The organism is Citrobacter sp. Cf088, from assembly GCF_030334295.1.
Taxonomy (GTDB): Bacteria; Pseudomonadota; Gammaproteobacteria; order Enterobacterales; family Enterobacteriaceae; genus Citrobacter; species Citrobacter freundii.
The window spans coordinates 135,755-157,647 of the sequence record NZ_JAOWEE010000037.1; the positions used below are offsets into that span (position 1 = coordinate 135,755).

A 21,893-nucleotide genomic window follows, 5' to 3' on the forward strand; every position below is an offset into this window, starting at 1 on the left:
CTCTGTTCCTTAGTGGGTATCGAAGCGGAAAACATCTTCACAGGCCTGCTGCAATGCGCTGTCGTTCTGGATGATGCAGTTACGGTTCCAGCCGGTAATGCCGTTGGCATTGTCCCAAGCCGGCGTCATGGTGATGCTTAACCCGTTCAGGCTTTCCTGCCCACTAAGGCTGACAACGCCTTTTTCAATGCTCATGGCTGAGACGTAACGGGTAGTTGTTGGAGTGGGAATACCATTCGTTCCGGCATCGCAGGTATCTGTTCCTCCATGCTCCAGTGCACAGAGCTCAACCGCTGTGCGATAGGGGACAAAAGTTTGCAGCATGTCTGTCAGCGCGGCTTTGCGCAGATAGTTTTGATATGCCGGAATACCGATGGCGCTAAGAATGGCAATAATGCCAATCACCACCATGAGTTCGATAAGCGTAAAGCCTCGTTGCTTGTTCATTGTTCACTCCTTGAGTTTGCTGGCGCTACTTTGGCAAACCGACGGGAGGACGGCGAGAGACAAAAAACAGAATGGGAAGGCGGATTCCGAGGACTTTTACGAAATTACAGAATCAGACAATGTATTTGCTAAGAGGCTCGAAGAAACTGCCGGATGGCGGCGTAGATGCCGTATCCGGCTTACAGAATAAACCTGTGTAGGAGGCCCGATAAGCGAAGCACCATCGGGCAATACAATCAGCAATTAGCGAAAACGCATGGAGAGATCGAGTGCGCGAACATGTTTGGTCAGCGCGCCAACAGAGATGAAATCCACGCCTGTTTCGGCAAATTCGCGCAGCGTTTCATGGGTGACATTGCCCGAGACTTCCAGACGCGCCTGGCCGTTGGTGCGTTTTACCGCTTCGCGCATTTGGTCGGTTTCGAAGTTATCGAGCATGATGATGTCGGCTCCGGCTTTCAGCGCGTCGTCCAGCTCATCCAGGCTTTCTACTTCGACTTCAACCGGCACATCCGGGTGCAACCAGAATGCTTTTTCTACGGCCTGACGTACCGAGCCGGAAGCAATAATGTGGTTTTCTTTAATCAGGAAAGCGTCGGACAGCCCCAAACGATGATTCGCACCGCCGCCGCACAATACGGCGTATTTTAGCGCGGTACGCAGTCCTGGCAGGGTTTTACGCGTATCCAGCAGTTGGGTCTTGGTCCCCGCTAACAGGTCGACGTATTTACGCACCTCGCTTGCTACACCTGAAAGCGTCTGCACAAAATTAAGCGCGGTACGTTCACCGGTCAGTAACACGCGGGAAGGGCCGTCCAGTTCAAACAGTGGCTGATTAGCCTTAATGCTGTCGCCATCTTCGACATGCCAGGTGATGTTTACATCATCGCCAGCCAGTTGAATAAAGACCTCTTCCACCCAACGTTTCCCACAAAAAACGCCATCTTCGCGGGTGATTACGGTAGCGTGGGAGCGCATGTCTTCGGGTAAAAGCTGTGCGGTGATATCGTTATTGGCATCAACTTCTCCGCCTAAATCTTCACGCAGTGCCTGAGCGACAGCGGCAGGGATATCGAGATTTATGCGTTCCAACAGCGCGTCACGTCGGTAGTCAGGGTTATAGCGGCGAGGCGGCATGATAAAACTCCAAATTGCTAACGAATCATAAGGTGGAAACATGCTACCCTGAACCTGATATGAGCACCACCAATAAGGAGATTCTGCATGTTGTTAGACGAGGGCTGGCTGGCAGAGGCGCGACGCGTTCCCTCTCCGCATTACGATTGCCGCCCGGATGACGAAAACCCTTCTCTGCTGGTGGTGCATAATATCAGCCTGCCGCCCGGCGAGTTTGGCGGCCCGTGGATAGACGCGCTGTTTACCGGCACGATTGATCCCAACGCCCATCCTTATTTTGCCGGAATCGCCCATTTGCGTGTTTCGGCCCATTGTTTAATTCGCCGTGATGGTGAAATCGTGCAGTATGTCCCCTTTGATAAACGCGCCTGGCATGCCGGCGTCTCGAGCTATCAGGGCCGTGAACGCTGTAATGATTTCTCAATTGGTATTGAGCTGGAAGGGACGGATACGCTGGCCTATACCGACGCGCAGTACCAGCAACTAGCAGCCGTGACCAATGCCCTGATTACGCGTTATCCGGCTATTGCTAACAATATGACAGGACATTGCAATATTGCGCCCGAGCGTAAGACCGATCCCGGGCCCTCATTTGACTGGGCAAGGTTTCGCGCCCTGGTCACCCCCTCGTCGCACAAGGAGATGACATGACGCTGTTTACAACATTACTGGTGTTGATTGTTGAACGCCTGTTTAAGCTGGGTGAGCACTGGCAGCTTGATCACCGGGTTGAAGCTTTTTTCCGCCGGATTAAGCATTTCTCGATGATGCGTACGGTAGGCATGACTCTTATTGCGATGGGAGTGACGTTTCTGCTACTGCGCGCACTTCATGGGCTGCTGTTTAACGTTCCGTTGCTGGTGGCGTGGATCTTAATTGGCTTGCTGTGCATCGGCGCAGGCAAGGCGCGCCTTCACTATCACGCTTACCTGAACGCGGCCGCTCGCGATGACGCTCACGCTCGTGAGGCGATGGCCAGCGAGTTGACGCTTATCCATGGTGTTCCGCCGGACTGTGACGAGCGTGAGTTCCTGCGTGAACTGCAGAACGCGCTGTTATGGAACAACTTTCGCTTTTACCTGGCGCCGTTATTCTGGCTGATTGTCGGTGGCCCGTGGGGACCTGTGACGCTGGTTGGTTATGCCTTTTTACGTGCCTGGCAGTCCTGGCTGGCGCGCTATCAGACACCGCACCAGCGTCTGCAATCGGGTATTGATGCGATCCTGCATGTGCTGGACTGGATCCCGGTGCGTCTGGCGGGCGTGGTCTATGCGCTGTTAGGACACGGCGAGAAGGCGTTGCCAGCCTGGTTTGCGTCGCTTGCTGATCTGCATACTTCGCAATATCAGGTGCTTACGCGTCTGGCGCAGTTCTCGCTGGCGCGCGAACCTCATACCGATAAAGTCGAAACGCCAAAAGCGGCTGTTTCGATGGCGAAGAAGACCTCGTTTGTGGTGGTGGTGATTATTGCGTTGCTGACCATTTATGGGGCATTAGTATAGCGTTGTGCCGGATGGCGCTAACGCTTATCCGGCCTACAATGGAAAAACGTGTAGGCCCGGTAAGCGTTAGCGCCACCGGGCAGTGCAACAGTTTAGTTCGTATCAGCAGGCGGGATGCCAAAATCTGGCATGCCGTTTTCGTCCCAACGCACGAGCTTCAGACGAGTGTGGCGGTTTGGGTCGTACAGCGGATCGCCCTCGATTTCGGTGTAATTTCTCGCGTGATACACCAGCACATCTTCACCTTCTGGCGTTTGCGTAAAGCTGTTGTGTCCTGGCCCAAACTGGCGGTTTTCATAGCTGGTGGTAAAGACCGGGCGCGGTGATTTGTGCCAGTTCTGCGGGGTGAGCGGATCTGCGTCTAAGTCAATCCACAATAATCCCATACAGTAGTTCTCATCGGTAGCGCTGGCGGAATAGCTGATAAACAACTTGTCGCCGTGAACCATGACGGCAGGACCTTCGTTGACCCAAAAACCCCGGCATTCCCAGTCATATTCAGGATGGCTTAGCATGACCGGCTCGCCTTTAATCGTCCATGGATTTTCCAGTTCTGCGAGATAGATATTGGAGTTTCCGGCGATATCGGGCGATTTCTGCGCCCATAGATACCACTGTTTTCCCTGATGGTTAAAGGTGGTGGCATCGAGCGCAAAGGTATCAAACTGCGTTTTAATCTGACCTTTCTCCGTCCACTTTCCGGTCAGCGGATCGGCGTCGGCACATTCGAGCGCAAACATGCGATGCTGGAACATCCCCAGCTTGTCGAGCGACTGTGTGTGGGTGGCGGCAAAATAGATGTACCACTTGCCTGCCAGATGATGGATTTCGGGCGCCCAGATGAGTTGGCTCATGGGGCCGCTTTCTGGCTTGCGCCAGATGATAACCGGGGCGGCAGTGCGCAACCCTTCCAGCGAGTCGGCCCGGCGTATCTCCAGCCGGTCATATTCAGGTACTGAAGCAATGAAATAGTAGTGGCTACCGTCACGTAAGATAAACGGATCGGCACGCTGTTCAATAAAGGGATTTGGCCACTGATTCATTAGGCTTTCCTTACGGTTTCAGTCGTTTTTATATCGTGGTATTCATTCAGTTCACGGTAGTTGGCGCGGCGCTTTTCTAAATCTGTCTGGATTTGCTGCATAAACTCGCGGTCAACTTTCAGCAGACGAACCACGCCTGCAGTAATCAGGTAGCCTGCGCCCGGTATGATGGTAAACAGCAGCATAATACCGTTAATGGCGGAGTCGCTTTGCGTTTTCGCCCCAGCGTCGTAGCCGTACCAGGAGAGCAGGAAGCCGACCATCGCTCCGGCAATCGCCAGACCCAGTTTCAGGAAGAACAGGTTGCCGGAGAAGCTGATCCCGGTGATGCGTTTACCGGTTTTCCACTCGCCGTAGTCATCGACATCCGCCATCAGCGACCAGTGCAGCGGGGATGGGATCTGATGCAGGATGTTGAGCAGGAAGTAGAGCACCATAATCATCATGGTGGCTTTCGGATCGAAGAAGTAAAACGCGGCGGAGAAAATCGCCAGGATGATATTGGTCCAGAAGAACACTTTCAGTTTGCACCAGCGATCGGTTAACACCTTCGCCAACATGCTGCCGATCATCATGCCTACAACGCCAAGGCTGATAAACAACGTCGCAAATTGTGTACTCTGCTGCATAACCCAGGTCACGTAGTACATGGTGGCAGCCATGCGAATAAAGCCCGGACAGACGTTGCACAAGGTTAATAGCAGGATTTTTACCCATTGATCGTTCTTCCATACGTCTTTCAGATCGGCTTTTAAATCGTCATTGGTCGGGACGGCAGGACGGACACGCTCACGGACGGTTGCAAAGCAGAACAGGAACATACACATGCCGATGAAGGCCAGTACCGCCATCGCCATTTGATACCCTTTGGCTTTGTCTTCCCCGCCGAACCAGTCGGCCATGGGGAGCAGGGTGAGTGACAGCAGCAGAGTTGCAATGCCTACCAATACAAAGCGATATGACTGGCAGGCGACGCGTTCTTGCGGATCGTTGGTGATGACGCTGCCGAGAGAGCAATAGGGGATATTGATCGCCGTATAGGTGATAGAGAGCAGGAAGTAAGTGACAAAAGCATAGATAACTTTGCTGTTATATGTCCATTCTGGGGTGGTAAACATCAGTACGCTGAATAATGCGTACGGGAAAGCCATCCACAATAGCCATGGACGAAATCGACCATATTTGCTGCGCGTACGGTCGGCCATTGCGCCCATAATGGGATCAGTAACGGCATCAATAACGCGTACTGAGAGCAGTAATACGCCGACCAGTGCAGGTGCAAGACCAAAAATGTCTGTGTAAAAATAGTTAACAAACAACATGATGGCGCCAAAGATGATGTTGCATCCGGCGTCGCCCATTCCATAGCCAATCTTTTCTTTCACCGTGAGCTTACTGGTTTCCATCAACTGCACTCCATGAATGAAATATGGAGAGAATTATTGTCTGGTACCGGTGTTTTTGCGTTGCAGGATAACGCCGCTGATATGGACTAAACAGTCGTGAGTGGGAAAGTGTGAGGCAGGTAACAACCCCCACCTGGCGCAGGTGGGGGAGGAAAAATTAATGTGCTTTAACCGTGCCGGCGGTTTTCTGTTTGAACAGGTAACCAATGCCAAGAATAGCAATCCATACCGGGATTAAGTACACCGAGATCGCCATGCCCGGCGTCATCAGCATAATCACCAGTACTGCAGCCATGAAAATCAGGCACACCCAGTTACCCAGCGGATAGAGCAGCGCCGGGAAGCGGGTGGTAACACCCTGCTGCTGTTTGGCTTTGCGGAACTTCATGTGCGCAAGGCTAATCATTGCCCAGTTGATCACCAGTGCGGAAACTACCAGCGCCATCAACAGGCCAAAGGCAGATTCTGGCGCCAGGTAGTTGATCAGCACGCACAGAGCCGTCACCAGTGCGGAAACCAGAATGGTGTTCACCGGCACGCCGCGTTTGTCGACGTTCATCAGCGCTTTCGGCGCATTGCCCTGCTGTGCCAGACCGAACAGCATACGGCTGTTGCAGTACACACAACTGTTATAGACAGAAAGGGCAGCAGTCAGCACCACGATGTTCAGGGCATTAGCAACAAACGTGTCGCCCAGTTCGTGGAAAATAAGGACAAACGGGCTGGTATCAGCCGTAACGCGCGTCCACGGCATCAGGGAAAGCAGAACCGCCAGCGAACCCACATAGAAAATCAGGATACGGTAGATAACCTGGTTGGTTGCTTTGGGAATGCTTTGCTCCGGGTTATCCGCTTCTGCTGCGGTGATCCCAACCAGCTCCAGTCCACCGAAAGAGAACATGATAATCGCCATCATCATCACCAGACCGGTGAAGCCATGCGGCAGGAAGCCCCCCTGGTTCCACAGGTTGCTGACGCTGGCCTGCGGCCCGCCGTTGCCGCTGAACAGCAGCCAGCCGCCGAAGATGATCATCGCGACGACAGCAATGACTTTAATAATGGCGAACCAGAACTCCATCTCACCAAACACTTTCACGTTGGTCAGGTTAATGCCGTTGATAATCACGAAGAAGGCTGCAGCAGAGGCCCAGGTTGGGATCTCCGGGTACCAGAACTGGATATATTTACCGACTGCAGTCAGCTCAGCCATGGCAACCAGCACGTACAGTACCCAGTAGTTCCAGCCAGAGGCGAAACCCGCGAAACTGCCCCAGTATTTATAAGCAAAGTGGCTAAAGGAGCCTGCTACCGGCTCTTCAACCACCATTTCACCTAACTGACGCATAATCAAAAAGGCGATAAAGCCGGCAATAGCGTAACCCAGAATAATACCCGGTCCTGCAGACTGGATAACGGATGCGCTACCGAGGAATAACCCGGTACCAATCGCGCCACCCAGCGCGATTAGCTGTATATGGCGGTTCTTAAGACCGCGCTTGAGCTGATCGCCATGCTGTTGACTTTCCATCATGAAACCTCGTGTGTGGTTTTACTCTTCATATTTCGAGTACTTATTTTTTGAACTACGCAGCAATGCGTGTGTAAGTTTGCAATTCCGTTTGTTGTATTAATTTGTTTACAGATGCTTTTGATGAAATGTTGCCTTAATGCTTTTGTCTTGATCAGAATAATGATATGTGAGCGCGAATGCACCTGCTTTATGCGGGGGAGATGACGAGTTGAATAAAAAGAAACCATTTGTAAATGCGAGTTTATCTACCACAAAATTTCTATTTTGAATTTCTATTCATTAATAGTGATTTAAGTATCGATAAATAAGCAGGTGAATCGGTTCAGATGAGATAATTTTTCGTTTCAATTCCGTTAAAACTACCTCGAGGTGGGTAAATTTAACATTTGTGCATAGTTACATGTTTGAAACGTTATTTCTGTAATGTTGTTAAAATATGCCTCCTTTACTGATTTCAATCAAAACCTGTATGGACAGAAGGTGAATACTTTGTTACTTTAGCGTCAAGAACATGAAATTGGTAAGACCAATTGACTCCGGGCAAATGGCTTAAGACAGGAAATCATGGCCTACAGCAAAATCCGCCAACCAAAACTCTCCGATGTGATTGAGCAGCAGCTGGAGTTTTTAATTCTTGAGGGGACACTTCGCCCCGGAGAAAAACTCCCACCGGAACGCGAGCTGGCAAAACAGTTCGACGTCTCCCGCCCCTCCTTACGCGAGGCGATCCAACGCCTTGAAGCGAAGGGGTTACTGCTTCGTCGTCAGGGCGGTGGCACTTTTGTTCAGAGCAGCCTGTGGCAGAGCTTTAGCGACCCACTGGTAGAGCTGCTCTCCGACCATCCTGAATCCCAGTTTGACCTGCTTGAGACGCGCCATGCGCTGGAAGGTATTGCAGCTTATTACGCTGCACTGCGCAGCACGGATGAAGACAAAACGCGTATCCGTGAACTCCACCATGCGATCGAGCTTGCTCAACAGTCCGGCGATCTTGACGGTGAATCTGATGCAGTACTCCAGTATCAAATTGCTGTCACCGAAGCGGCACATAATGTGGTGCTGCTCCATTTGCTAAGGTGTATGGAGCCGATGCTGGCCCAGAACGTTCGGCAAAACTTCGAATTGCTGTATGCGCGTCGTGAAATGCTGCCACTGGTTAGCAGTCACCGTACCCGTATTTTTGAAGCAATTATTGCCGGGAAGCCGGAAGAGGCGCGTGAAGCGTCCCACCGTCACCTGGCGTTTATCGAAGAGATTCTGCTGGACAGAAGCCGTGAGGAAAGCCGTCGTGAACGCGCCTTACGCCGTCTGGAGCAACGAAAGAATTAGTGATTTTTCTGGCAGAACGTTAACCAGAAGATGTTGTAAATCAAGCGCCATATAAAGTGCGCGGCAACTAAACGCAGAACCTGTCTTATTACGCTCTCTGGCGAGAACGTAATGGGACAGGTTCCAGATAACTCAACGTATTAGATAGATAAGGAATACCCCCATGTCAGAACGTTTCCCAAATGACGTGGATCCGATCGAAACTCGCGACTGGCTACAGGCGATCGAATCGGTCATCCGTGAAGAAGGTGTTGAGCGTGCTCAGTATCTGATCGACCAACTGCTTTCAGAAGCCCGCAAAGGCGGCGTGAAAGTAGCGGCAGGTGCAGGGGCCAGCAATTATGTAAACACTATTGCCGTTGAAGATGAACCGGAATACCCGGGCAATCTGGAGCTGGAACGTCGTATTCGTTCTGCTATCCGTTGGAACGCCATCATGACCGTACTGCGCGCGTCTAAAAAGGACCTCGAGCTGGGTGGCCACATGGCATCCTTCCAGTCCTCCGCAACGGTATATGATGTTTGCTTCAACCACTTCTTCCGTGCACGCAACGAGCAAGATGGCGGCGATCTGGTGTACTTCCAGGGTCACATCTCTCCGGGCATCTACGCACGCGCATTCCTGGAAGGTCGTCTGACTGAAGAGCAGATGAACAACTTCCGTCAGGAAGTACATGGCAAAGGCCTGTCTTCCTACCCGCACCCGAAACTGATGCCAGAATTCTGGCAGTTCCCGACCGTATCTATGGGTCTGGGCCCAATCGGTGCTATCTACCAGGCTAAATTCCTGAAATATCTGGAACACCGTGGTCTGAAAGATACCTCTAAACAAACCGTTTACGCCTTCCTGGGCGACGGCGAGATGGATGAGCCAGAATCAAAAGGTGCGATCACCATCGCGACCCGTGAAAAACTGGACAACCTGGTCTTTGTTATCAACTGTAACCTGCAGCGTCTTGACGGCCCGGTAACCGGTAACGGCAAGATTGTTAACGAACTGGAAGGCATCTTCGCGGGCGCTGGCTGGAACGTTATTAAAGTCATGTGGGGCGGTCGTTGGGATGAGCTGCTGCGTAAAGACACCAGCGGTAAACTGATCCAGCTGATGAACGAAACCGTTGACGGCGACTACCAGACCTTCAAATCCAAAGATGGCGCATATGTACGTGAGCACTTCTTCGGTAAATACCCGGAAACCGCAGCACTGGTTGCTGACTGGACTGATGAGCAGATTTGGTCTCTGAACCGCGGTGGTCACGATCCGAAGAAAGTTTACGCTGCACTGAAAAAAGCGCAGGAAACCAAAGGCAAAGCAACTGTAATCCTCGCCCATACCATCAAAGGTTACGGCATGGGTGACACCGCTGAAGGTAAAAACATCGCTCACCAGGTTAAGAAAATGAACATGGACGGCGTGCGTTATATCCGCGACCGTTTCAACGTTCCTGTGACCGATGAGCAGGTTGAAAACCTGTCTTACATCACCTTCCCGGAAGGTTCTGAAGAGCACACTTATCTGCACGCTCAGCGTCAGAAACTGCATGGCTACCTGCCAGCTCGTCAGCCGAACTTCACTGAGAAGCTGGAACTGCCGGCTCTGGAAGACTTCGGTGCGCTGCTGGAAGAGCAGAACAAAGAAATCTCCACCACTATCGCTTTCGTTCGTGCCCTGAACGTGATGCTGAAGAACAAGTCGATCAAAGATCGTCTGGTTCCGATCATCGCTGACGAAGCACGTACTTTCGGTATGGAAGGTCTGTTCCGTCAGATCGGTATCTACAGCCCGAACGGTCAGCAGTACACCCCGCAGGACCGTGAGCAGGTTGCTTACTATAAAGAAGACGAGAAAGGTCAGATCCTGCAGGAAGGTATCAACGAACTGGGTGCTGGCGCATCCTGGCTGGCTGCTGCGACCTCTTACAGCACCAACGATCTGCCGATGATTCCGTTCTACATCTACTACTCCATGTTCGGGTTCCAGCGTATCGGTGACCTGTGCTGGCAGGCAGGCGACCAACAGGCTCGTGGCTTCCTGATTGGTGGTACTTCCGGTCGTACGACGCTGAACGGTGAAGGTCTGCAGCACGAAGATGGTCACAGCCATATTCAGTCTCTGACTATCCCGAACTGTATCTCTTACGATCCGTCTTACGCGTACGAAGTTGCGGTCATCATGCACGATGGTCTGGAGCGTATGTACGGTGAGAAACAAGAGAACGTTTACTACTACATCACCACGCTGAACGAAAACTACCACATGCCGGCAATGCCAGCAGGTGCCGAGGAAGGTATCCGTAAAGGTATCTACAAACTTGAAACCCTCGAAGGTAAGAAAGGTAAAGTTCAGCTGCTGGGATCCGGTTCTATCCTGCGTCACGTGCGTGAAGCAGCACAGATCCTGGCGAACGACTACGGTGTAGGTTCTGACGTTTACAGCGTGACCTCCTTCACTGAACTGGCGCGTGATGGCCAGGATTGTGAGCGCTGGAACATGCTGCACCCGATGGAAACTCCGCGCGTTCCGTACATCGCTCAGGTGATGAACGACGCTCCGGCAGTAGCATCTACTGACTATATGAAACTGTTTGCCGAACAGGTTCGTACTTATGTACCGGCTGATGATTATCGCGTACTGGGTACTGACGGTTTCGGTCGCTCTGACAGCCGTGAAAACCTGCGTCACCACTTCGAAGTTGATGCTTCCTACGTGGTAGTAGCGGCCCTGGGCGAACTGGCTAAACGTGGCGAAATCGATAAGAAAGTGGTTGCAGACGCAATCACCAAATTCAACATCGATGCAGATAAAGTTAACCCGCGTCTGGCGTAAGAGGTAAAAGAATAATGGCTATCGAAATCAATGTACCGGACATCGGGGCTGATGAAGTTGAAATCACCGAGATCCTGGTCAAAGTGGGCGACAAAGTTGAAGCTGAACAGTCGCTGATCACCGTAGAAGGCGACAAAGCCTCTATGGAAGTTCCGTCTCCTCAGGCTGGTATCGTTAAAGAGATCAAAGTCTCTGTTGGCGATAAAACTGAGACCGGCAAACTGATCATGATTTTCGATTCCGCCGACGGTGCAGCAGCTGCTGCACCTGCTCCGGCAGAAGAGAAGAAAGAAGCGGCTCCGGCAGCAGCACCTGCTGCTGCGGCGGCGAAAGACGTACACGTACCGGACATCGGCGGCGACGAAGTTGAAGTTACCGAGATCATGGTTAAAGTGGGCGACACCGTGGCGGCTGAACAGTCTCTGATCACCGTTGAAGGTGACAAAGCGTCAATGGAAGTTCCGGCACCGTTCGCGGGTACCGTTAAAGAGATCAAAATCAACACCGGCGACAAAGTGTCTACCGGTTCCCTGATTATGGTCTTCGAAGTGGCGGGCGCAGCGCCTGCTGCAGCACCGGCTCAGGCGGCGGCTCCAGCAGCAGCGGCGGCTCCGGCTGCTTCCGGCTCGAAAGAAGTTAACGTACCGGATATCGGCGGTGACGAAGTCGAAGTCACTGAAGTGATGGTTAAAGTGGGCGATAAAATTGCCGCTGAGCAGTCACTGATCACCGTTGAAGGCGATAAAGCGTCAATGGAAGTTCCGGCACCGTTCGCGGGCACCGTGAAAGAAATCAAAATCAGCACCGGCGACAAAGTTAAAACCGGTTCTCTGATTATGGTCTTCGAAGTCGAAGGCGCAGCACCTGCAGCCGCTCCAGCACAAGCAGCTGCTCCGGTTACGGCCGCAGCACCAGCGCCTGCGCAAGCCGCAGCTCCGGCCGCGAAAGCGGAAGGCAAATCTGAGTTTGCTGAAAACGACGCTTACGTTCATGCAACACCGCTGATTCGTCGCCTGGCGCGCGAATTCGGTGTGAACCTGGCGAAAGTGAAAGGTTCTGGCCGTAAAGGTCGTATCCTGCGTGAAGACGTACAGGCTTACGTGAAAGACGCTATCAAGCGTGCTGAAGCGGCTCCGGCTGCAGCAGGCGGCGGTATCCCGGGCATGCTGCCTTGGCCGAAAGTGGACTTCAGCAAGTTTGGTGAAATCGAAGAAGTGGAACTGGGCCGTATCCAGAAAATCTCTGGTGCTAACCTGAGCCGTAACTGGGTGATGATCCCGCACGTTACTCACTTCGATAAGACCGATATCACCGATCTGGAAGCGTTCCGTAAACAGCAGAACGCCGAAGCTGAAAAACGTAAACTGGACGTGAAATTTACCCCAGTAGTCTTCATCATGAAAGCCGTTGCCGCAGCTCTGGAACAGATGCCGCGCTTTAACAGCTCCCTGTCTGAAGACGGTCAGCGCCTGACCCTGAAGAAATACATCAACATCGGTGTAGCGGTTGATACTCCGAATGGTCTGGTTGTTCCGGTCTTCAAAGACGTGAACAAGAAGAGCATTACCGAGCTGTCTCGTGAACTGACCGTGATCTCCAAGAAAGCGCGTGATGGCAAGCTGACTGCTGGCGAAATGCAGGGCGGTTGCTTCACCATCTCCAGCATCGGTGGCCTGGGTACTACCCACTTCGCGCCGATTGTGAACGCGCCGGAAGTGGCTATCCTCGGTGTCTCCAAGTCCTCTATGGAGCCAGTGTGGAACGGTAAAGAGTTTATGCCGCGTCTGATGATGCCGATTTCGCTCTCCTTCGACCACCGTGTAATTGACGGTGCGGATGGTGCGCGCTTTATCACCATCATCAACAACATGCTGTCTGACATTCGCCGCCTGGTGATGTAAGCGAAAAAGCCGGCCCGACGGCCGGCTTTTTTCTGGTAATCTCATGAAGTCAGTGAGGTTATTGTGCGAAAGACAAATCGGTTGCCGTTTGTTGTTTCAAAATTGTTAACAATTTTGTAAAATACGGGCGGATAGAACGACCCGGTGGACGACGGGTATAAATTAAGAGGTCATGATGAGCACTGAAATCAAAACTCAGGTCGTGGTACTTGGGGCAGGCCCTGCAGGTTACTCTGCTGCCTTCCGTTGCGCAGATTTAGGTCTGGAGACCGTCATCGTAGAACGTTACAGCACCCTCGGTGGTGTTTGTCTGAACGTCGGCTGTATCCCTTCTAAAGCGCTGCTGCACGTAGCAAAAGTTATCGAAGAAGCCAAAGCGCTGGCTGAACACGGTATCGTTTTTGGCGAGCCGAAAACCGATATCGACAAGATTCGTACCTGGAAAGAAAAAGTTATCACTCAACTGACTGGCGGTCTGGCTGGTATGGCCAAAGGCCGTAAAGTGAAAGTGGTTAACGGTCTGGGTAAATTTACTGGGGCGAACACCCTGGAAGTTGAAGGCGAAAACGGCAAAACCGTAATCAACTTCGACAACGCGATCATCGCGGCGGGTTCCCGTCCGATCGAACTGCCTTTCATTCCGCACGAAGATCCGCGCGTGTGGGACTCCACTGACGCGCTGGAACTGAAAACTGTTCCTAAGCGCCTGCTGGTTATGGGCGGCGGTATTATCGGTCTGGAAATGGGTACCGTGTACCATGCGCTGGGTTCAGAGATCGACGTGGTTGAAATGTTCGACCAGGTTATCCCAGCTGCCGACAAAGACGTGGTTAAAGTCTTCACCAAGCGTATCAGCAAGAAATTCAACCTGATGCTGGAAACCAAAGTGACCGCCGTTGAAGCGAAAGAAGACGGTATCTACGTTTCCATGGAAGGCAAAAAAGCCCCTGCCGAAGCTCAGCGTTACGATGCTGTGCTGGTAGCTATCGGTCGTGTACCGAACGGTAAAAACCTCGATGCGGGCAAAGCTGGCGTTGAAGTTGATGACCGTGGCTTCATCCGCGTTGACAAACAGCTGCGCACCAACGTGCCGCACATCTTTGCTATCGGCGATATCGTCGGTCAGCCGATGCTGGCGCACAAAGGTGTTCACGAAGGTCACGTTGCCGCTGAAGTTATCGCCGGTAAGAAACACTACTTCGATCCGAAAGTTATTCCATCCATCGCGTACACTGAACCAGAAGTTGCATGGGTTGGCCTGACCGAGAAAGAAGCGAAAGAAAAAGGCATCAGCTACGAAACCGCCACCTTCCCGTGGGCTGCTTCTGGCCGTGCTATCGCTTCTGACTGCGCAGACGGTATGACCAAACTGATTTTCGACAAAGAATCTCACCGTGTGATCGGTGGTGCGATTGTCGGTACCAACGGCGGCGAGCTGCTGGGTGAAATCGGTCTGGCGATCGAAATGGGCTGTGACGCTGAAGACATCGCGCTGACTATCCACGCTCACCCGACTCTGCACGAGTCTGTTGGCCTGGCAGCTGAAGTGTTCGAAGGTAGCATCACCGACCTGCCGAACCCGAAAGCGAAGAAAAAGTAATTTTTCCAAAATGATAAAAAGCGGCTGAATGGCCGCTTTTTTTATGTGTTTGTTACACAATAGTGTCAAAATCTGGCAAAAATTAAGGTAAATCACCGAATTGCCAGAAAATATTTTTTCCCGTACTGCACGATACGCCCGAACCGCATGAAATCGCCATTCCAAATCAACGTACTGTTTCACAAGAAATAAATCACCGTATCTTGTCATTAGATGAAATTAATAACCCTCTAAACTAGTAGCGTGATAACAAATTGAGAGGGGAAATGATGAAACGTTTTTTAAAAGCAGCAGTAATGACTACTGTGTTTATTTCCGGCATGGCACTGGCACAGGATGCCGTCATTCCATGGGCTACCAACAGCGGTGGCACTGAAAGCACGCATATTGCGGCAATGGGACAAAATTTGAATGCGCAGCATCAGCAGATTAGCCAGACACAGGAAGGTGTGTGGGCCACAAACTCTGGCAGCATTCGAGCTGACGAAGTAGCACTTACCAGCACGAAGCCGGCGTTTAAAGGTTATCCTGAATTAATGCCGCATCAGAATTAACTCTCCCGCTCACGTCAGACAAATCCACGCTGACGTGAGCGTCGCCAATCCCAAACTACCAGTTCTGGTAGTCATCTTATTGATATCTCCACTAAAAAAAATTGCGCAACTGCCGATACTTTTTTCGCCATTGTGTGGCTACTGGCCGCGCGGTTAAGAGGCTCTGGACTCTCTATTACACGAAAAAAGGAAAATACATGTCTTTAAAAAAAATCGCGGTTGTTGGCATGATTGTCGCGACAATGACACTGACCGGTTGTGGCGCGATGACCACCGCCGTTAAAAAACGTAACCTTGAAGTGAAAACGCAGATGAGTGAAACCATCTGGCTGGAGCCTTCCAGCGAGAAGACCGTCTACATTCAGGTAAAAAATACCTCTGACAAAGACATGAGTAACCTGCAAACCCTGCTGGCAAATGACCTGTCCGCGAAAGGTTATAAAGTGACCAGCTCACCAGACAGCGCTTATTACTGGGTACAGGCGAACGTATTGAAAGCGGACAAAATGGATCTGCGTGAAGCTCAGGGCTTCCTGAAAACGGGTTATGAAGGAGCCGCGATGGGCGCAGCGTTGGGTGCGGGGATTACCGCCTATAATAGCAACTCCTCTGGTGCGGCGCTGGGTGTTGGTATCGCGGCGGGGTTGATCGGCATGGCTGCGGATGCGATGGTGGAAGACGTAAACTACACCATGGTCACTGACCTGCAGATCTCTGAACGCAGCAAAGCGAAAGTGACAACGGATAACGTTGCGGCGTTGCGTCAAGGGACATCCGGTATCAAGTTGCAAACCAGCAGCGCGCAAGGCGATCGTGCAAAATATCAGACTCGCGTCGTGTCTAATGCTAACAAAGTGAATCTGAAGTTCGAAGAAGCGAAGCCGGTTCTGGAAGCTCAGTTGGCGAAATCTGTCGCTAACATCCTGTAATTTGCTGTGGGTTGCCGGGGGGCGGCTACGCCTTACCCGGCCAACTAATCTTTCGAATTGGTATCAGGGCGCTACGGGCTGCCAGGTTTTATCCGGATGGAATGTGGTTAACGCCTGTGCTTTTTGCTGAGAATCAACGCCGAGATCGGCCTGATAGACTTTATCATCACCGTTAATCATAAAACTCATCACGCCGGTGTGATCATAGCTAACAGGCCAGGCCACCATGGCAAAACCGCTGGTTTTGTCGGGAAGGATACGAAAATGATAGCCGTGATAGCCCGTGCCAGGTTCCTGTGGACTAAAGGCCGGGCCGAGCGGGCTTGGCGCTTCGCCGGGTGAAACAGGCCAGTACAGACCATCTTTTTTCCCTTCAGAACTGACAATCTTTTGCGCGTATTTCTGGTTCATCGCAAAATAGCTCTGCTGGGCATCTACATAAGCGTGTAACGCCTCGATAGCCGCGAGTTCGTTTCGTCCAATCTCACGGGTCAGGATCTCTTCGGCCGCTTCCTTGATATCAAATTGCCAGCCTGAAGCGTTTTTGACGACCGGGATTGGCAGTTGCCAGTCGCTATCCCCGACCACCAGATGCGCGGTATTGCCGTCGACAACGGTATTATGGCGAACCTTCCAGTCGCGCAGGAAACGATCAACCGCATCAGGATCGACGCCTTCTGGCGGTAGAAAATCACGCCAGTTTTCCCCGAGCAGGTTGCTCATTGCACTTTCATTTTGCTCACTAATCGCGTTTGCCAGCGCATCGGTCGCCTGGTCTGGTGTGCTGAAGGATTGTTGTGCCATCGCGGCAGCCGAAACCATGAACAACACCATTCCACTGAGTAGTTTATTTTTCATGTCGGTTCCCTTAACGATGACGGAATTCACGGTGTTCAGCACGCCCGCCAGAAGGCTGGCGCGATGGCTGATTACGGGCGACCTGCCGGCTCTGTGCCCCTCGCTGTTGCTGCGCCTGCCAGTTGGCGGAGCGACTGTCGTTCCCGCTCAGCGCATTGGCGCGTGGCTGGCTGGTCCGTTGTTGAAGATTGCGCTGTTGCACATTGCGTTGCTGCGCCGGTTGCGTGACCCGTTTCTCCTGTCGCTGGGCGGCTGCCTGACGATTCTCACGTTGCTGTGTGCTTGTCCGTTTCGCGGTTTGCGGTTTGGTATCGTAACCACGGTAGTTATTACGTTGGGAAATTTGCTTCAGCTGTTGGCTGGATGCCTGACGCTGGGCGTCTTTCGTGCCCGTACGCGCCGTCTGTGGGAATGTTTTTCCCGTTGATTTTTCCATTTGGCTCATCGCAGCCTGGCGTTGGCTATCACGGTTGACCGGTCTTTGCTGGGTTGAACTTAAACCTGTAGCCGCGTTAGTGGAGTGGAAGCGGTTATTGAGCTGGTTATTTGGGTATGGCACACCCTCACGATAGGCCGGGTTGTGCTGCCAGGTACGGTTGGCGTCTGTCAGTCGTTGTCCACTGATTTTATTAAAGTTATCAACGTTAATATTGATGTTGTTATCACCATTACGGTTATAGCCGCCATGGTTATCCCAGTCATCATTATGATGGTGATCGTCGTCGTCATCCCAGTCGATGTTGCTGAAGATGGCATAGGTTGTGGCAACACCGAGGCTGAAGCCTAAACCATTAACGAAGCTGTTACCAAACTGCTCGCCGGGCGTTGGCGGCAGATAGGTTGGCGGATAGGCGGTGTTCGGCCAGGTACCGTAAACCGTATTCGGGTTATAGGTAGGAACGTACACCACCTGCGGATCGGCGGATTCAATTTTGATTACCGTTGGGCTTGTTGAGGCGGTCGTGGCTGTTGTGGTCGCTGAACTGGTCGTCGACTCGCTGGTGACTGTTTTAGCCGGCGCCGCTTTGGTCACGGTGGTGACTGTCTGCTGCGGTGTCGATTGCAACGCACCGGTCTGTTGCGCCAGTGCACGCAGGCGTTGAACGGAATCCATAACATCTTTTGGCTGCGCAAGGAAAGCATCGCCCAGACTTTGTACCCACGGCGGATTTTCATCCATCAGCGACATCAACTGAGGAAAGGCGACCAGCGATTTCACGCTGGGATCCCAGGGCTGGCTGGCAACGGCCTGAATGGCGGCATCGCCCTGCATTTTGGGATTGTCTTTTGACCACTGTGCGGCCTGGATGACGTTAGCCGGATAGGTTGAGGCCATCAAAATTTGCGACAGCAGCGAGTCTGGATAGAGTGCGATAGGTGCAACCCACTGATCGATTTGTGCTGCCGAGTAGGTTGGTGCCACGACGGGCGCTGTTTGGTCGGCCGGGGCAGGGGCCGCTACGGGCGCTGGAGCCGGTGCTGACGGTTGCTGTGCAACGGGGGCCGGAACTGCAGGCTCCGTAGCACGACTTTTAACGAACATCACGCCTGAGGCGGCAAACAGCCCGACACTGCACAAAAGGACAAGCAGATGTGGCTTAAGGGGCAACTTCATAAAATGACTCCAACGAGACAAGCGCTGTGCCGTGAGGCGTTCCTGTTGCCGCGAGTATTATTCACCCGTGTTAGACAGTTTTGACTTTTATTGGGGATTCACCCGGTAGGTCCGGAAAAAGAGTGTGAGGATTTATTACACAATTATATCTGATGGCTGAAAAGTCGCTGGAAAATTCAGCATCTCGCGCTTGAAAATCAACCGTTTCAGGGTGGTTTTAGGTAGCCTGAATTGCGTTCCGCCTTGCCGCTACACCATTCTTAACGATTCAGCCAATTTTTTATGTTGCTTTTTTGTAAACGGATTAACACTTAATGAAAATCCTGTTATTGTGCCTTATGCGGTACCGGGCATTTACCCTACTAACTACTGTCTCACAGGAGCGTGAAGAGAATCGCCCATCTACAAAAGCGCCGCATTATGACAATGAGAGCGAGGAGATATCGTCGTGCTAGAAGAATACCGTAAGCACGTAGCTGAGCGTGCTGCCCAGGGGATTGTGCCAAAACCTTTAGACGCAACCCAAATGGCCGCACTTGTCGAGCTGCTGAAGACCCCGCCTGTGGGCGAAGAAGAATTCCTGTTAGACCTGTTGATCAACCGTGTTCCTCCTGGCGTAGATGAAGCCGCTTATGTTAAAGCTGGTTTTCTCGCTGCCGTCGCGAAAGGCGACACCACCTCCCCGCTGGTTACTCCAGAAAAAGCCATTGAACTGCTGGGCACCATGCAGGGTGGTTACAACATTCATCCGCTGATCGACGCGCTGGATGACGCCAAACTGGCACCGATTGCCGCCAAAGCGCTCTCTTCAACGCTGCTGATGTTCGATAACTTCTACGATGTGGAAGAAAAAGCCAAAGCTGGCAACGAATATGCGAAGCAGGTAATGCAATCCTGGGCCGATGCCGAATGGTTCCTGAACCGTCCGGCTCTGGCTGAAAAAATCACCGTTACCGTCTTTAAAGTGACCGGTGAAACCAACACCGATGACCTCTCTCCGGCACCGGACGCATGGTCCCGCCCGGATATCCCGCTGCACGCGCTGGCGATGCTGAAAAACGCCCGTGAAGGTATCGAACCGGATCAGCCGGGCGTAGTTGGCCCGATCAAACAGATCGAAGAATTGCAGAAAAAAGGTTACCCGCTGGCTTATGTGGGTGATGTTGTCGGTACCGGTTCTTCGCGTAAATCCGCGACCAACTCCGTGCTGTGGTTCATGGGTGACGACATTCCTCATGTGCCGAACAAGCGCGGCGGCGGCCTGTGCCTCGGCGGCAAAATTGCACCTATCTTCTTCAACACCATGGAAGATGCGGGCGCACTGCCGATTGAAGTGGACGTGTCGAACATGAACATGGGCGACGTGATTGACGTTTACCCGTTCAAAGGCGAAGTACGCAACCACGAAACAGGCGAACTGCTGGCAAGCTTTGAGCTGAAAACCGATGTCCTGATCGACGAAGTACGTGCCGGTGGTCGTATTCCGTTGATCATCGGTCGTGGCCTGACCACCAAAGCGCGCGAAGCGTTGGGTCTGCCGCACTCAGACGTCTTCCGTCAGGCGAAAGACGTGGCGGAAAGCAGCCGTGGCTTCTCCCTGGCACAGAAAATGGTTGGCCGCGCCTGCGGCGTGAAAGGTATCCGTCCGGGCGCGTACTGCGAACCGAAGATGACCTCTGTGGGATCTCAGGATACCACCGGCCCAATGACCCGTGACGAACTGAAAGACCTGGCATGCCTGGGCTTCTCAGCTGACCTGGTGATGCAGTCCTTCTGTCACACTGCCGCCTATCCGAAGCCGGTTGACGTGACCACGCACCACACGCTGCCAGACTTCATCATGAACCGTGGTGGTGTTTCCCTGCGTCCGGGCGATGGTGTTATCCACTCCTGGCTGAACCGTATGCTGCTGCCGGATACCGTAGGTACCGGTGGTGACTCCCATACCCGTTTCCCTATTGGGATCTCCTTCCCGGCAGGTTCTGGCCTGGTGGCGTTTGCTGCAGCGACCGGCGTGATGCCGCTGGATATGCCGGAATCGGTACTGGTGCGCTTCAAGGGTAAAATGCAGCCGGGTATCACTCTGCGTGACCTGGTTCACGCCATTCCGCTGTACGCGATCAAACAGGGTCTGCTGACCGTTGAGAAGAAAGGTAAAAAGAACATCTTCTCTGGCCGCATCCTTGAAATCGAAGGTCTGCCGGATCTCAAAGTGGAGCAGGCGTTCGAACTGACCGATGCTTCCGCAGAGCGTTCTGCTGCGGGCTGTACCATCAAGCTGAACAAAGAGCCGATCGTTGAGTATCTGAACTCTAACATCGTTCTGCTGAAGTGGATGATCGCGGAAGGTTACGGCGATCGCCGTACGCTGGAACGTCGTGTGCAGGGCATGGAAAAATGGCTGGCGGATCCGCAGTTGCTGGAAGCCGACGCTGACGCAGAATACGCGGCGGTGATCGACATTGACCTGGCTGACATCAAAGAACCAATCCTGTGTGCACCGAACGATCCGGACGACGCGCGTCTGCTGTCTGACGTACAGGGTGAGAAGATCGACGAAGTGTTCATCGGCTCCTGTATGACTAACATCGGCCACTTCCGTGCCGCTGGTAAGCTGCTGGATGCGCACAAAGGCCAACTGCCGACGCGTCTGTGGGTGGCTCCGCCAACCCGTATGGATGCGGCACAGCTGACCGAAGAAGGTTATTACAGCGTGTTCGGTAAGAGCGGTGCGCGTATCGAAATTCCAGGCTGCTCTCTGTGCATGGGTAACCAGGCGCGTGTCGCCGACGGCGCAACGGTTGTCTCGACCTCTACTCGTAACTTCCCGAACCGTTTAGGTACCGGGGCAAACGTCTACCTGGCTTCTGCGGAGCTGGCGGCGGTTGCGGCGCTGATCGGCAAACTGCCGACGGCGGAAGAGTACCAGACCTATGTGGCGCAGGTGGATAAAACTGCCGTGGATACTTACCGTTATCTGAACTTCGACCAGCTCTCTCAGTATACGGAGAAAGCCGATGGTGTGATTTTCCAGACCGCGGTGTAATGCGCTAACGCGTTTTGTGTAAAAACACATCAATGCCCGGAGAAGTCTGCTTCTCCGGGCATTTTTATTTCTATTCCTTATACCCACTACGCTTTTTTTCTGCCGCGCTGCTGCGATAATTACAACAAGGCGCGATGCGGTATTGGCGCATTGCCGGGAGTAGAGGAA

The 21,893-nt window shown here is 52.6% G+C and carries 16 protein-coding genes; 9 read left to right on the forward strand and 7 right to left on the reverse strand.

Translation table 11 applies throughout. From position 1 onward, the window contains the following. Positions 1 to 9: 9 nt before the first annotated feature. Both ppdD and nadC read right to left on the reverse strand, forming a co-directional pair. The gene (gene ppdD, locus OGV71_RS04795) at positions 10 to 447 is read right to left on the reverse strand and encodes a prepilin peptidase-dependent pilin (RefSeq protein WP_003018724.1); all 438 of its coding nucleotides are present in this window, start codon (positions 445 to 447) and stop codon (positions 10 to 12) included. A gap of 243 nt (positions 448 to 690) precedes the next feature. Next, positions 691 to 1,584 carry a carboxylating nicotinate-nucleotide diphosphorylase gene (gene nadC, locus OGV71_RS04800; protein WP_003837454.1) on the reverse strand — a complete coding sequence of 298 codons (894 nt, stop codon included), beginning with the start codon at positions 1,582 to 1,584 and terminating at the stop codon, positions 691 to 693. Between the two features lie 87 nt (positions 1,585 to 1,671). Between nadC and ampD the strand changes: the two genes are divergently transcribed. Next, the gene (gene ampD, locus OGV71_RS04805; protein ID WP_003018719.1) at positions 1,672 to 2,235 is read left to right on the forward strand and encodes a 1,6-anhydro-N-acetylmuramyl-L-alanine amidase AmpD; all 564 of its coding nucleotides are present in this window, start codon (positions 1,672 to 1,674) and stop codon (positions 2,233 to 2,235) included. After that, positions 2,232 to 3,086 carry a beta-lactamase regulator AmpE gene (gene ampE / locus OGV71_RS04810; protein WP_003018711.1) on the forward strand — a complete coding sequence of 285 codons (855 nt, stop codon included), beginning with the start codon at positions 2,232 to 2,234 and terminating at the stop codon, positions 3,084 to 3,086. Before ampD ends, ampE begins: the two co-directional genes overlap by 4 nt. Before the next feature lie 92 nt (positions 3,087 to 3,178). On the opposite strand, the gene OGV71_RS04815 is transcribed toward ampE, so the two are convergent. The 3 genes from OGV71_RS04815 to aroP all read right to left on the reverse strand — a co-directional run bounded on the left by OGV71_RS04815 (position 3,179) and on the right by aroP (position 7,066). After that, positions 3,179 to 4,129 carry a glycoside hydrolase family 43 protein gene (locus OGV71_RS04815; RefSeq protein ID WP_003837458.1) on the reverse strand — a complete coding sequence of 317 codons (951 nt, stop codon included), beginning with the start codon at positions 4,127 to 4,129 and terminating at the stop codon, positions 3,179 to 3,181. Beyond that, on the reverse strand, positions 4,129 to 5,535 hold the full coding sequence (locus tag OGV71_RS04820; RefSeq protein WP_003837460.1) for a glycoside-pentoside-hexuronide (GPH):cation symporter: 1,407 nt from the start codon (positions 5,533 to 5,535) through the stop codon (positions 4,129 to 4,131). The genes OGV71_RS04815 and OGV71_RS04820 overlap by 1 nt, the downstream gene beginning before the upstream one ends. Positions 5,536 to 5,692: 157 nt before the next feature. Further along, the gene (gene aroP / locus OGV71_RS04825; RefSeq protein WP_204584102.1) at positions 5,693 to 7,066 is read right to left on the reverse strand and encodes an aromatic amino acid transporter AroP; all 1,374 of its coding nucleotides are present in this window, start codon (positions 7,064 to 7,066) and stop codon (positions 5,693 to 5,695) included. Positions 7,067 to 7,630: 564 nt separating this feature from the next. Between aroP and pdhR the strand changes: the two genes are divergently transcribed. The 6 genes from pdhR to traT all read left to right on the forward strand — a co-directional run bounded on the left by pdhR (position 7,631) and on the right by traT (position 16,206). Then, positions 7,631 to 8,395, forward strand: coding sequence for a pyruvate dehydrogenase complex transcriptional repressor PdhR (gene pdhR / locus OGV71_RS04830; protein WP_003018699.1), 765 nt, complete (start codon positions 7,631 to 7,633; stop codon positions 8,393 to 8,395). A gap of 163 nt (positions 8,396 to 8,558) precedes the next feature. Continuing rightward, positions 8,559 to 11,222 carry a pyruvate dehydrogenase (acetyl-transferring), homodimeric type gene (aceE, locus tag OGV71_RS04835; RefSeq protein ID WP_003837462.1) on the forward strand — a complete coding sequence of 888 codons (2,664 nt, stop codon included), beginning with the start codon at positions 8,559 to 8,561 and terminating at the stop codon, positions 11,220 to 11,222. Positions 11,223 to 11,236: 14 nt separating this feature from the next. Further along, entirely contained in the window at positions 11,237 to 13,123 is a 1,887-nt protein-coding gene (gene aceF, locus OGV71_RS04840; protein ID WP_286532762.1) for a pyruvate dehydrogenase complex dihydrolipoyllysine-residue acetyltransferase, read from the forward strand. Positions 13,124 to 13,298: 175 nt separating this feature from the next. Beyond that, positions 13,299 to 14,723 carry a dihydrolipoyl dehydrogenase gene (gene lpdA, locus OGV71_RS04845; RefSeq protein WP_003018686.1) on the forward strand — a complete coding sequence of 475 codons (1,425 nt, stop codon included), beginning with the start codon at positions 13,299 to 13,301 and terminating at the stop codon, positions 14,721 to 14,723. A 269-nt stretch (positions 14,724 to 14,992) separates the two neighbouring features. Continuing rightward, entirely contained in the window at positions 14,993 to 15,277 is a 285-nt protein-coding gene (locus OGV71_RS04850; protein WP_060855471.1) for a hypothetical protein, read from the forward strand. Positions 15,278 to 15,474: 197 nt separating this feature from the next. After that, positions 15,475 to 16,206 carry a complement resistance protein TraT gene (traT, locus tag OGV71_RS04855; RefSeq protein WP_003837465.1) on the forward strand — a complete coding sequence of 244 codons (732 nt, stop codon included), beginning with the start codon at positions 15,475 to 15,477 and terminating at the stop codon, positions 16,204 to 16,206. 63 nt (positions 16,207 to 16,269) lie between these two features. On the opposite strand, the gene OGV71_RS04860 is transcribed toward traT, so the two are convergent. Continuing rightward, a complete protein-coding gene (locus tag OGV71_RS04860; protein ID WP_016149562.1) occupies positions 16,270 to 17,064 on the reverse strand; it encodes a DUF2950 family protein in 795 nt (264 codons plus the stop codon). A gap of 10 nt (positions 17,065 to 17,074) precedes the next feature. Then, positions 17,075 to 18,679 carry a DUF3300 domain-containing protein gene (locus tag OGV71_RS04865; RefSeq protein ID WP_204584098.1) on the reverse strand — a complete coding sequence of 535 codons (1,605 nt, stop codon included), beginning with the start codon at positions 18,677 to 18,679 and terminating at the stop codon, positions 17,075 to 17,077. Between the two features lie 448 nt (positions 18,680 to 19,127). Here OGV71_RS04865 and acnB point away from each other — a divergent pair, with 448 nt between their 5' ends. Continuing rightward, the gene (gene acnB / locus OGV71_RS04870; RefSeq protein ID WP_003845763.1) at positions 19,128 to 21,725 is read left to right on the forward strand and encodes a bifunctional aconitate hydratase 2/2-methylisocitrate dehydratase; all 2,598 of its coding nucleotides are present in this window, start codon (positions 19,128 to 19,130) and stop codon (positions 21,723 to 21,725) included. The last annotated feature ends 168 nt before the right edge of the window (positions 21,726 to 21,893 follow it).